General features: G+C 55.8%; 11 protein-coding genes. 9 read left to right on the top strand and 2 right to left on the bottom strand.

The features are described 5' to 3' along the window. The first annotated feature begins 44 nt into the window (after positions 1-44). Positions 45-2,693 (top strand): DUF2339 domain-containing protein, encoded by a 2,649-nt coding sequence (locus tag DK872_RS05810; RefSeq protein WP_007373478.1) that lies wholly within the window; start codon positions 45-47, stop codon positions 2,691-2,693. Then, the gene (locus tag DK872_RS05805) at positions 2,690-4,066 is read left to right on the top strand and encodes a DUF3999 family protein (protein WP_161518114.1); all 1,377 of its coding nucleotides are present in this window, start codon (positions 2,690-2,692) and stop codon (positions 4,064-4,066) included. Before DK872_RS05810 ends, DK872_RS05805 begins: the two co-directional genes overlap by 4 nt. Before the next feature lie 42 nt (positions 4,067-4,108). Here DK872_RS05805 and DK872_RS05800 read toward each other — a convergent pair whose 3' ends face one another. Together DK872_RS05800 and acpH are read right to left on the bottom strand one after the other, a co-directional pair. After that, positions 4,109-4,711 (bottom strand): peroxiredoxin C, encoded by a 603-nt coding sequence (locus tag DK872_RS05800; protein WP_007373480.1) that lies wholly within the window; start codon positions 4,709-4,711, stop codon positions 4,109-4,111. A gap of 115 nt (positions 4,712-4,826) precedes the next feature. Further along, positions 4,827-5,408 (bottom strand): ACP phosphodiesterase, encoded by a 582-nt coding sequence (gene acpH / locus DK872_RS05795; RefSeq protein WP_007373481.1) that lies wholly within the window; start codon positions 5,406-5,408, stop codon positions 4,827-4,829. Positions 5,409-5,585: 177 nt separating this feature from the next. Here acpH and queA point away from each other — a divergent pair, with 177 nt between their 5' ends. From queA to DK872_RS05760, 7 genes are all read left to right on the top strand, one after another. After that, positions 5,586-6,650, top strand: coding sequence for a tRNA preQ1(34) S-adenosylmethionine ribosyltransferase-isomerase QueA (gene queA, locus DK872_RS05790; protein WP_007373483.1), 1,065 nt, complete (start codon positions 5,586-5,588; stop codon positions 6,648-6,650). A 205-nt stretch (positions 6,651-6,855) separates the two neighbouring features. After that, positions 6,856-7,983 (top strand): tRNA guanosine(34) transglycosylase Tgt, encoded by a 1,128-nt coding sequence (gene tgt / locus DK872_RS05785; RefSeq protein WP_035887253.1) that lies wholly within the window; start codon positions 6,856-6,858, stop codon positions 7,981-7,983. Positions 7,984-8,005: 22 nt separating this feature from the next. After that, positions 8,006-8,338 carry a preprotein translocase subunit YajC gene (gene yajC / locus DK872_RS05780; RefSeq protein ID WP_007373486.1) on the top strand — a complete coding sequence of 111 codons (333 nt, stop codon included), beginning with the start codon at positions 8,006-8,008 and terminating at the stop codon, positions 8,336-8,338. A gap of 28 nt (positions 8,339-8,366) precedes the next feature. Next, positions 8,367-10,214 (top strand): protein translocase subunit SecD, encoded by a 1,848-nt coding sequence (secD, locus tag DK872_RS05775; RefSeq protein WP_007373487.1) that lies wholly within the window; start codon positions 8,367-8,369, stop codon positions 10,212-10,214. Positions 10,215-10,224: 10 nt separating this feature from the next. Next, entirely contained in the window at positions 10,225-11,196 is a 972-nt protein-coding gene (gene secF, locus DK872_RS05770; RefSeq protein WP_007373488.1) for a protein translocase subunit SecF, read from the top strand. 215 nt (positions 11,197-11,411) lie between these two features. Then, positions 11,412-12,044 (top strand): response regulator transcription factor, encoded by a 633-nt coding sequence (locus DK872_RS05765; RefSeq protein WP_007373489.1) that lies wholly within the window; start codon positions 11,412-11,414, stop codon positions 12,042-12,044. Between the two features lie 11 nt (positions 12,045-12,055). Continuing rightward, on the top strand, positions 12,056-12,772 hold the full coding sequence (locus DK872_RS05760) for an Hpt domain-containing protein (protein ID WP_007373490.1): 717 nt from the start codon (positions 12,056-12,058) through the stop codon (positions 12,770-12,772). Positions 12,773-12,812 lie beyond the last annotated feature (40 nt).

Genomic DNA, 12,812 nt, shown 5'->3' with positions numbered 1-12,812 from the left:
GAGGGGCGGTCGTTACGTCTCCCCTTTAGCGAAGGCGATAGTACATGGATGGTCTTTTAGTATTCGGCGTGGTAGTGCTGTTTCTGGCGCTGGTAGTGGTGCCCATTGTGGCGATAACCGCCTGGCGGCGCAGCGTCGCCACGCAGAGTGAACTTCTGCAATTGCAGCAGCGGCTGAGCGTACTTGAACAGCGCCTGATGGAAATGCCGGAAAGCCGTGAAGCGACGTCGGCCGGGGCTGTCCCGGCACCTGCTCGCGAAGTAATTGAAATTCCTCAAACGCCTGTATCAGCGGTTAATCCGTGGGAACGTAAGGCCGAATCGCCAGCGGCCGCTGTTGACGCGCCTGCTATAAAAACAACGAAGCCGGAAACCGCCTCCTGGGGCATGGTCACTTCGCTGGCGCGCTGGTTTATGCAGGGCAATCCGCTGGCGAAACTGGGCATTGTGCTGCTATTTATCGGACTCTCCTTCTTACTACGTTACACCGTGGAATACGCCTTGTTCCCGCTGGAATTACGGCTGGCTGCCGTGGCGTTGGTCGCCCTGGTTCTGCTGGGGCTGGGGTGGCGATTGCGGCATAAGCAAACCGTTTTTGCTTTGATACTGCAAGGCGGCGCGGTTGGCGCGCTCTACTTAACCGTGTTCGGCGCATTTCGCTTGTGGCAGATGTTGCCGATGACGCTGGCCTTTGGGCTGCTCATTGTTATTTGCGCGGCAAGCGTCGGGCTGGCGGTGCTGCAACAGGCGCTGAGCCTGGCACTGCTGGCCAGCCTTGGCGGCTATCTGGCACCGATACTGCTCTCCACCGGTGGCGGCAGCCATATCGCACTGTTCTCGTTTTACTTACTGCTCTCGGCAGGCATTCTCGCCATCAGCCTCTGGCAGCACTGGCGCGAACTGAATCTTCTGGGGATGTTCTTCACTTTCGGCGTTGCCGGGCTGTGGGGCATGGAGAGCTACCGTCCGGAATTTTATCTGAGCTGCCAGCTCTTCCTGATTGTCAACATCCTGATCTTCGGCGTATTGAGCGTAGCGTTGTCACTGCGCGCGCAGCGTCGGGGAGAGCGCATTATTGATGGCGTGCTGCTGTTCGCGCCGCCGCTGGTGGGATTTGGTATGCAGTACGCTATTACCTGGCACTGGCACTACGGACCGGCGTTTAGCGCTCTGGGTTTTGGTCTTTTCTATCTGGCATTAGCGACCCTGGCGCTGAAGCGCTACCCGACGGCGGCAAAACCGCTGGTACTGGCAGCGCTGGCGCTGGGCGGCGCGTTTGCCACACTGGCAATCCCACTGGCGCTTTCAGCGCGCTGGACGGCAATGGCCTGGGCGCTGGAAGGGCTGGGAATCTTGTGGCTCGGCGTGCAGCAAAACCTGCGGCGTATGAGCTACAGCGGCAGCGCCTTGTTGTTGCTGGCGCTGTGTAGCGCGCTCTGGGCGTCAGCCGATGGGCTTAATGCCTTGTCGACCTTGTTGATCTTTGCCGTGCTGAGCGGTTGTTGGCTGGCGGGCGCATGGCTGTGGCGTGGGATCCGGCGTGAAGGCAGCGGGTTGCTGCTGGCGGGCGCGGTAGCGTTCTGGGTGGTTGCGCTGGGCGGCGCGACACAGCTGGTTTTACCGGTTGCGGTGCATGCCGGGTTTGGCGTACTGGCGCTGTTGGCGCTTTCGGTGTGGCTGTGGCGTGCGGGCAGCCTGCGCGCATCATGGCCGGAGCTGGGCTACGCCCGGTGGTTGTTGTGGCTGGGTATGGCGCTGATGCTGGGCTGGCAGATAACATCGCAAGGGCATGCTCTGGCGGCGGGATGGTCGAATCTCGCCTGGTGTATTGCTCTGCCTTCCGCTTTGCTGCTGCTCTACAAGGATAATGGCACTGTGCCTGCGCGCGTGTCGCAAGGGTTACATATCTCCCTGTTCTGGATGCTGTTGCTGGCGGCTGGTAGTGAAGTGTGGTGGTTTGTTGAGGGACTGCCGTGGGGATCGGAGCCCTGGCAGAGCGGGTTGCCGATGGCGGCGGGTGGCCTTGCGATCGCGCTGGTGCTGGCGGCAATCCGCCATGCGTTCTGGCCGTTTCGCATCTGGCCTGCGCTATATGGCGCGCTGGCGCTGTTGCCGGTAGTACCTGTGCTGTTGGGCTGGCTGGTATTCGCTAACCTCGGCGACGGAGTGGTGACGGAGATGCGTTATCTCCCGCTGGTTAACCCGCTGGAAGAGGGGGCGGCTTTCGCACTGGCTGGCGTCTGGTTGTATAGCCGTTTTGCTGAAACCCACTACCCGACGATAGCGCCACAAATGTGGCGTGTACGGCCATGGGTCCTGGCGGCGCTTGGTTTCTGGTGGCTTAACGGTGCGTTGCTGCGGTTGCTGGCGTATTACGGCGAAGTGGAGTGGGATGTGGGCAGTTTGTGGCAATCGCGGTTGATCCAGACCAGCCTGGCGCTGTTCTGGATGTTGATTGCGCTGGTGGTGATGATTCGCGCGACGCGTCAGCATGCTCGCCATCAGTGGCTGTGCGGCGGTGTGCTGCTGGGCGTTGTATTGCTTAAGTTGATGCTGGTAGACAGCGCCGGAGGCGGTGGCTTATCGCGGGCGATCGCCTTTATTGGCGTGGCCGTACTGGTGCTGATTGTGGGCTATTTTTCACCCCTGCCACCAAAGGCTGTGCGGGAACAAAATAAGGGAGAAGAACAATGACAACATGGCATGGAGTAGTGTTGGCTGCGCTGATAATGGCAACGGGCGCGGCGATAAGCAGTGAACCGCTCCCGGATTCGCCGCAGGATTATGCGTTTGGCGCCTCGCTTGATTTGCCGCAAGCGGCTTCCTGGTATCGCGTGGATCTGCCGCTGGATGTTTACACGCAAAGTACATGGCCAGATTTGCGTGACGTACGGGTGTTTAATCGCGACGGAGAGCGAGTGCCGTTCACGCTGGAAACACAAAGTGCGGCAACCCACGCGCCTGCCGCCATTCCGCTGCGCGTCTTCCCGCTCGACTCCTCACCGGTTGAAACCAGCGCGCAAGGGCAAAATGTGGTGCGTTTGCACTCCTCATCCGGCGTCGATATTCGTATTGAAGGCGAGCCAGCAGAGGTGGTTGGACAGAGTTATTTGCTGGCGCTGCCGGAAAATATGCCGGAGACCTTTACGCTGGCGCAGTTGAAGCTGACATGGCCGGAAGCAGTAGCGAAATGGCGTAGCAAAGTAACGCTCTTTTTCAGTGATGATATGCGTAGCTGGGCAACATTGCAGGAAAATGCGCCGGTGATGGAGCTGGCGAGCGGTAACGACCGGTTGAAACTCGATCAGATAAATGTCAATCAAACCATGTCCGCGGATGGCGTGCGTTATTTGCTGATGGTGTTTGATACGCCAAATCTGCCGGTGACGATTACGCAGGTCACGGCGACGCTGGGCAGCGAGCCAACGCCGCTGGAGCAGGTACAGATAGCGAGCCACGGGCAGCGGGTTTCTTCCACCGAGGCGCAATACCAGTGGGCGCAACCGCAGCCGTTAAGTTCACTGTCGGTAAAACTGGCGGAAGGGAGCGTTCTGCCGGTGGAGATCGCGTTCCGCAGTAGCACCAGCGCCGAGTGGCAACCGCTCAGTAAAACTGTGTTGTGGCAGCGTAATGAACAGGCTTCTGCGCCGATCGCGTTGCCGGAAGGAGTCGTGCAGGCGGTGCGCATTACCACGCTGGATGCGCGTTTACCGGGTGAATTACCGCAGATGAGCGGCAGTCGCTCGCGGCAATCGCTGCTGTTTAACGCCCAGGGCAAAGGGCCATTTATGCTGGCCTGGGGTAACCGGGCGGCGCAGCCTGCCGCCGTGGCCCTGGATGCGCTAATCCCGGAGGCCTTACGTAAACAGCTCGATCTTGACGCGATCCCGGAAGTACAAGTGGCAGAGCGAGTGACACTTGGCGGGCAGGAACGGCTGACGGCGACGTCGCCTGCTGAACGGCAGGGAATGTGGAAAACGTGGTTGGTGTGGGGCGTGTTGCTGCTGGGGGTTGTGGTGCTGGTGTGGATGGCGCTGCGTATCTGGCGTGAAGTGAAAACGCGCTAACAAAAAGGCCCGCAGTGCGGGCCTTTTGTCAAACGCTGCCGATTACAGGCTGGAGACGTTTTCGCTCAGGTATTTCGCAACGCCGTCCGGAGAAGCGCTCATCCCTTCTTTACCTTTTTCCCACTGCGCCGGGCAAACTTCGCCGTGCTCTTCGTGGAATTGCAGCGCGTCAACCATACGCAGCATTTCGTCGATGTTACGCCCCAGCGGCAGGTCGTTAACTACCTGATGACGCACGATACCGTCTTTGTCGATCAGGAAAGAACCGCGCAGCGCAACGCCTGCGTCCGGGTGTTCGATACCGTAAGCCTGCTGGATTTCACGTTTGATATCCGCAACCATTGCGTATTTCACCGCACCGATACCGCCTTTCTCAACCGGCGTGTTACGCCATGCGTTGTGAACAAACTCGGAGTCGAAGGAGACGCCAACCACTTCAACGCCGCGCTTCTGGAACTCTTCGTAGCGTTTGTCGAAAGCGATCAGTTCAGACGGGCAAACGAAGGTGAAATCCATCGGCCAGAAAAACAGCACGGTGGCTTTGCCGTTGGTGTGCTGTTTGAAATTAAAGTTTTCAACGATTTCACCGCTGCCCAGTACGGCTGCTGCTGTAAAATCCGGTGCCTGACGAGTGACCAGTACCATGTGTACTCCTGTGATTTACAAGGTTAATTAGAACGCAACGCGGGCCAGTATAGGGAGAGGGCGGAAGTGGCTCAAAGCGCCATTGACAATCGTTGAGACAGGTTTTGCCTATCAATTAAAGCGTGCGAGAAATTGCCTGCTCCATCATGCGCGGGTAGAACTGCCAGAACAGGCTTTCCAGTTCGGCGTAGTTAGCGTCGAGATCCTGCCAGGAGTCGCGCAGCGCATCAAGCCGCGGGCGGCGGTTCGCCATGCCGTTGAGTACATTCTGAATAAAGGACATCTCCCGGTAGCGCTCCAGCCAGCGTTCCGACCACAGGTAGTTATTCAAATTCACAAAACGCGGCGGGGACTCCGGCAAAATGGTGGCTACCTGTGAATGGGCATAACGCACGAAATCCTCCAGCGAAAAATCGGGGGAGAGCTGCGCCCAGTGGCGGGAGAGAAAGTGATCCCACATCACGTCCAGCGTGATGGGCGCGACCCGGCGCGTTTGCGCGCGGAATCCTTCACGGGCGATTTTGACTTCTGGCAGGTTGTCGGTCATCACGTCGATACGGCGGTGCATATAAATGCCATCGACCACTGCTGGCGCGTAGAGATTTTCCGGGTTGCCGCGAACGAAGTCCGCCAGCAGGTTGCCGGGCAGCGAGCTGTCCGCCAGGTGTGCAAGATGCAGGTGTGCTAAAAAATTCATTCTATGTCCATCATTGTCGATTGCAGGTGTTTCGCCAGCGCCCGGTGGCGCCAGCACTGGCGCTGTTATGCCGCTTTGTCTTTTAGGTTATTTTTTGAACCAAAAGCGGCTAACGGTTGCAGCGAAAGGGCGCGGGCACTAGACTACCCGCCTCTTATTTTGTCTTGAGTTAGTGTCATGCGCGTTGCCGATTTTTCCTTTGAATTACCCGAATCCCTGATTGCCCACTACCCACAGCCCGAGCGCAGCAGTTGCCGCTTACTTTCGCTGGATGGCCCAACAGGCGCGCTGACGCACGGTACTTTCACCGATTTACTGGATAAGCTCAACCCTGGCGATCTGCTGGTGTTCAATAATACCCGCGTGATCCCTGCACGCTTGTTCGGCCGTAAAGCGAGCGGCGGTAAGATTGAAGTGCTGGTTGAGCGCATGCTCGATGATAAACGTATTCTGGCACATATTCGCGCGTCTAAAGCGCCAAAACCCGGCGCTGAGCTGCTGCTGGGCGATGCCGAAGATGTTCGGGCAACTATGGTTGCGCGCCACGATGCGCTGTTTGAAGTTGAGTTCCATGATGAGCGCCCGGTGCTGGATATTCTTAACGCCATTGGCCATATGCCGCTGCCGCCGTATATCGATCGTCCGGATGAAGATGCCGATCGCGAGCTCTATCAGACGGTCTACAGCCAGAAGCCGGGCGCGGTTGCTGCACCGACGGCGGGCCTGCATTTTGATGAGCCGCTGCTGGAACGTCTGCGTAATAAAGGCATTGAAATGGCTTTCGTTACCCTGCATGTCGGTGCCGGGACTTTCCAGCCGGTACGCGTCGACAGCATTGAAGATCACATCATGCACTCCGAATATGCCGAAGTGCCGCAGGAGGTTGTGGACGCGGTGCTGGCGGCGAAAGCGCGCGGCAACCGTGTTGTCGCTGTGGGAACCACGTCCGTACGCTCGCTGGAGAGCGCTGCGCAGGCCGCCAACGATGCGCTGATTGCGCCGTTCTTTGGCGATACGCAGATCTTCATTTATCCGGGTTATCAATATCAGGTGATCGATGCGCTGGTGACCAACTTCCACCTGCCGGAATCGACGCTGATCATGCTGGTTTCCGCGTTTGCCGGATATCAGCACACCATGAACGCGTACCGCGCCGCCGTTGCGCAGGAATATCGCTTCTTTAGTTATGGCGATGCGATGTTTATCACGTACAATCCGCAGGCCATTACTGAACGCCCATAAAAAGGCTATTTTACTTGCCATTTTGCACTTGGGCAGTGCTCGCAATCCTCACGTACTATGTGTACGCTCCGGTTGCTGTGCGCTGTCCGCGTCCAAACTGGCGGCGTCAATTACGCCTTTTTTGCTTGTTGATGAATTCGATGTTGTGGAGTGATTTCACAGCAGATAGTTACCATCAGACTGTCTCTCTGATGCTGGAGAAAAAATGAAATTTGAACTGGATACCACCGACGGACGCGCCCGCCGCGGTCGTCTAGTGTTTGAACGCGGTGTGGTTGAAACGCCGGCGTTTATGCCTGTGGGCACTTACGGCACCGTAAAAGGGATGACGCCGGAAGAAGTGGAAGCCACTGGCGCACAAATTATTCTGGGCAACACCTTCCACCTGTGGCTGCGCCCGGGCCAGGAAATCATGAAGCTGCATGGCGATCTGCACGATTTTATGCAGTGGAAAGGCCCGATTCTGACCGATTCCGGCGGCTTCCAGGTCTTCAGTCTTGGCGACATTCGCAAGATCACCGAATCGGGCGTGCACTTCCGCAACCCGATCAATGGCGATCCGATTTTCCTCGACCCGGAAAAGTCGATGGAGATCCAATACGACCTCGGTTCCGACATCGTGATGATCTTCGATGAATGTACCCCATACCCGGCCGACTGGGATTATGCGAAACGCTCTATGGAAATGTCTCTACGCTGGGCGAAGCGCAGTCGCGACCGATTCGACGGATTAGGCAACAAAAATGCGCTCTTTGGCATCATTCAGGGCAGCGTTTACGAAGATTTACGAGATATATCGGTCAAAGGTCTGGTAGAGATTGGCTTTGATGGCTACGCTGTCGGCGGTCTTGCTGTAGGGGAGCCAAAAGAAGATATGCACCGCATCCTGGAGCATGTCTGCCCGCAAATCCCTGCAGACAAACCACGATACCTGATGGGTGTGGGTAAACCGGAAGATTTAGTTGAAGGTGTGCGTCGCGGCATTGATATGTTCGACTGTGTTATGCCGACGCGTAATGCCCGCAACGGTCATCTGTTTGTGACCAACGGCGTGGTGAAAATCCGTAACGCGAAATATAAAAGCGATACCGGCCCGCTCGATGCTGAGTGTGATTGCTACACCTGTCGCAATTATTCACTTGCGTATTTGCATCATCTCGATCGTTGCAACGAAATCTTGGGCGCGCGTCTCAATACGATTCATAACCTGCGGTATTATCAGCGTTTAATGGCTGGTTTACGCAAGGCTATCGAAGAGGGTAAATTAGAGCGCTTCGTAGCGGATTTTTACCAACGTCAGGGTCGACCGGTTCCACCTTTGAACGTTGATTAATTAAATAAATGAGGGAATTTGAATGAGCTTTTTTATTTCTGATGCGGTAGCGGCAGCTGGCGCGCCGGCACAGGGTAGCCCGATATCTCTGATCCTGATGCTGGTGGTGTTTGGTCTGATTTTCTACTTCATGATCCTGCGTCCGCAGCAAAAACGCACGAAAGAGCATAAAAAGCTGATGGACTCCATCGCCAAAGGTGATGAAGTGCTGACTAACGGTGGTCTGGTTGGTCGCGTAACCAAAGTAGCTGAAACCGGCTACATCGCGATTGCGCTGAACGACACCACTGAAGTAGTAATCAAACGTGACTTCGTAGCTGCCGTTCTGCCGAAAGGCACTATGAAGGCGCTGTAATCATTTCGTTTTCCCAAAGGGAACTGCCGTGTTAAACCGTTATCCTTTGTGGAAGTACATCATGCTGGTCGTCGTGATTATCGTCGGCCTGCTTTACGCACTTCCCAACCTGTATGGTGAGGATCCGGCTGTTCAGATCACTGGCGCGCGCGGCGTCGCCGCCAGTGAGCAAACGCTGATCCAGGTCCAGAAAAATTTACAAGAAGAAAAAATCAACGCGAAGTCCGTGGCACTGGAAGATGGCGCTATTCTCGCTCGCTTTGATTCGACTGACACACAGCTGCGCGCCCGCGAGGTGCTGGTCAGCGCGTTAGGCGATCAATACGTCGTAGCTCTTAACCTTGCTCCTGCAACGCCTCGCTGGCTGACCGCCATCAAAGCCGAGCCGATGAAACTCGGTCTCGATTTACGCGGCGGCGTGCACTTCCTGATGGAAGTGGACATGCAAACAGCGCTGACCAAGCTGCAGGAACAGAATATGGACAGCCTGCGCAGCGATCTGCGTGATAAAGGGATTCCTTACACCACCGTGCGTAAGGAAGATAATTATGGCCTGAGCATCCAGTTCCGCGACAGCGCGGCGCGCGATCAGGCGAATACTTACCTGACCAGCCGCCACCGCGATCTGGTGATCACCAACCAGGGCGACAACGTTCTGCGTGCGGTGATGAGCGATGCGCGTCTGAGTGAAGCGCGTGAATATGCTGTTCAGCAGAACATCAATATTCTGCGTAACCGTGTGAACCAGCTCGGCGTTGCCGAACCGCTGGTACAGCGCCAGGGCGCTGATCGCATCGTGGTTGAACTGCCGGGGATTCAGGATACTGCGCGTGCTAAAGAGATCCTGGGTGCGACTGCAACGCTGGAATTCCGTCTGGTAAACAGCAGCGTGGACGCTTCTGCCGCAGCTGCCGGTCGTGTACCGGGTGATTCTGAGGTGAAACTGACGCGTGAAGGTCAGCCGGTTGTGCTGTACAAACGCGTGATTCTGACCGGTGACCATATTACCGATTCCACATCCAGCCAGGATGAGTACAACCAGCCGCAGGTGAACATTTCACTGGACAGCGCGGGTGGCAACATTATGTCGAACTTCACCAAGGACAATATCGGCAAGCCGATGGCGACCCTGTTTGTGGAGTACAAAGACAGCGGTAAGAAAGATGCCAATGGGCGTGCGGTGCTGGTGAAACAGGAAGAGGTGATTAACATCGCCAATATCCAGTCTCGCCTCGGTAACAGCTTCCGCATTACCGGCATCAGCAACCCGACCGAAGCGCGTCAGCTCTCGCTGCTGCTGCGTGCCGGTGCGCTGATTGCGCCGATTCAGATTGTTGAAGAACGTACTATTGGTCCAACGCTGGGTGCGCAGAACATCACTCAGGGTCTGGAAGCCTGTCTGGCGGGTCTGGTGGTGTCGATCATCTTCATGATCTTCTTCTATAAGAAGTTTGGTCTGATCGCAACGTCTGCGCTGGTGGCGAACCTGGTACTTATCGTCGGTATCATGTCGCTGTTGCCTGGCGCAACGCTGACCATGCCGGGGATTGCGGGTATCGTGTTAACCCTTGCGGTTGCGGTGGATGCGAACGTACTGATAAACGAACGTATTAAGGAAGAGCTGAGCAACGGGCGTTCCGTCCAGCAGGCGATTCACGAAGGTTATCAGGGCGCATTTTCATCGATTTTCGATGCGAACGTCACCACGTTGATTAAAGTGCTTATTCTGTACGCAGTAGGTACTGGCTCGATTAAAGGGTTCGCAATTACCACCGGTATCGGTGTGGCGACCTCCATGTTTACCGCTATCGTCGGTACCCGTGCCATCGTCAACCTGTTGTACGGCGGCAAACGCATTAACAAGCTGTCTATCTGAGGAGTGCGTTGTGGCACAGGATTATACTGTTGAACAATTGAACCACGGCCGTAAAGTCTGGGACTTTATGCGCTGGGACAACTGGGCTTTCATCATTTCCGGCGGGCTGCTGATCCTCTCCATCGTTGTGATGGGTGTTCGCGGCTTTAACTGGGGCCTGGACTTTACTGGCGGTACGGTTATTGAAATTTCGCTGGAAAAACCAGCGGACATGGATTTAATGCGTGACGCGCTGGAGAAAGCGGGCTTTGCGGAACCGCTGTTGCAGAACTTCGGCAGCAGCCGTGACATCATGGTGCGTATGCCGCCTGCGCAGGGTGAAACCGGCGGGCAGGTACTGGGCAGCAAAGTTGTCAGCGTGATTAACGAAGCGACCAGCCAGAACGCTGCGGTGAAACGCATCGAGTTCGTCGGCCCGAGCGTCGGGGCGGATTTGGCGCAAACCGGCGGTATGGCGCTGCTGGTTGCGCTGATCTGTATCCTGATTTACGTCGGGTTCCGCTTCGAATGGCGCCTGGCGGCGGGTGTGGTTATCGCTCTGGCGCACGACGTGATCATTACCATGGGCGTGCTGTCGCTGTTCCATATCGAGATTGACCTGACCATCGTGGCATCGTTGATGTCGGTTATCGGCTACTCGCTCAACGACAGTATCGTGGTATCGGACCGTATTCGTGAGAACTTCCGCAAGATCCGTCGCGGTACGCCGTATGAGATCTTCAACATCTCGCTGACGCAGACCCTGCATCGTACCTTGATCACCTCCGGCACCACGCTGGTTGTGATCCTGATGCTGTATCTCTTTGGCGGCGCGATGCTGAAAGGCTTCTCGCTGACCATGCTGATCGGGGTTTCCATCGGTACGGCGTCTTCCATCTACGTTGCATCGGCGCTGGCGCTGAAGCTGGGGATGAAGCGCGAACATCTGTTGCAGCAGAAAGTAGAGAAAGAAGGGGCGGATCAGCCGTCAATTCTGCCGTAAGCTTGCTCTCAACGCTAAAAAACCGCGGCCGGTGCTGCGGTTTTTTTATATCTGCTGATTATAAAAACTCCATTTTTATCCCTGGTTTAAATTAGCCCTGCAATTAACAAAGCTATAAGCGCGCATTTCTGTTTTATCCGCAATATTCATTCTGCCTGTTTTTATTTTTTTGCTAGAGTCTGCGGCACTTTCATTTTGCCCGCGAGAATCCAGATGTGCTGAAGCCAAAAAAGGTGCTGATTGCTGACGATCATCCTATTTATCTGATGGGATTACGGGCACTGCTTAACCCACTTTCCCGTCAGTACCACATTGTTGATGAAGCCATGACTACCGACGAGCTAGTGGTGAAGCTTGAGCAGCAACCTGCGGATATTTTAATCACCGACTTCAGCATGCCGGGTACCCGGTACAATGACGGACTGGCGCTGATACAGCTGCTGAAAAGACGCTGGCCTGAGCTATTAATTATCGTCGTTACCATGGTGAGCAATCCTGGTCTCCAGCGTTCGCTAATGCGTCTTGGCGTACACCGCGTGCTGAATAAAGCCAGCCTCTCTACCGAATTGTTGCATACGATGAAAAGTCTGACGTCCACCATGGCGGCAGGCCGGATCGGTAGCATCAAAGAGCGAACAACGACGAAAACAGCGGTTCACCTAACACCAAAAGAGAATGAAGTTCTGCGTCTGTTGCTGCGCGGAATGACGGTGAATGAAATCAGCGTCAGGCTGAGCCGTACCAAGCAGACCGTTAGCGCACAAAAGAAGAGCGCGATGCGTAAATTAGGCGCCACGTCGGAGTATGAGCTTTATCAGTCCGTACAGCAGCTCGGATTAATCAGTTAAGTCAGGTCGTTATGCAGGGATTGCCACTTCTTGTTATTACTCACCGTTGCGAGCAACAGTACAGATTACAGCATGCGCACCCGCAAAAGCGTATTGCTGGCTTCAACGACGCGCCCGGCCTGCTTAAGCAACACCGGTACCACGCCATAGTTTTCGAGCTCGACGAGCAGGAAAAGGCGGGTTGTGACGCCCTGGAAAACATTCTTGCCGCAGAACTGGCGGGCGATGTGGCGACAACGCCGCTGCTGCTGGGCTGTGGTGATTGGTCGCGGGAGCAGCAGGAGAATCGGCTGCGGCTCAAAGGTTTTGATCGACTGCTGCCGCTGATGTTTTCTGATGAGCAGGTCAGGGCTATTCCACTCAGGCCAGAGCCGGATCTGCACGAACTTTGTGCGCTGGCCGGCCACCAACAGCCAGTTATAGAGGCGATGATCCCGACGCTGCTGCGAACGTTAAGCAGCGATCTCCGCCAACTGGAAAACCTGCAACATGATGGATCGCTGATACAGATAGCTGATTTGGCACACCGCATGAAATCCTCTTTTCACCTGTTGGGCATGCGCTATGCCCGGCGCCGTTGCATCACCATGGAAAGATTGCCTGCACTGCTCCACGAACAGCGGGTAAATGAAGCGCAAGCCACGAAGATGCGCCATCGCTTTGGTATCGCGGTGCATGAAAGTTATCAATTTTTGCAGAGAGCGTTGGGCGTTACCGCGAATGAATAGATCAGGCAGGATAGCAAAATACCCGATTTTTCCTTTCCTC

This window comes from Kosakonia sp. MH5, assembly GCF_009935945.1.
GTDB lineage: Bacteria > Pseudomonadota > Gammaproteobacteria > Enterobacterales > Enterobacteriaceae > Kosakonia > Kosakonia radicincitans.
Note: the sequence above shows the minus strand (reverse complement) of the source record. Positions and strands in the feature narration are given on the sequence as shown.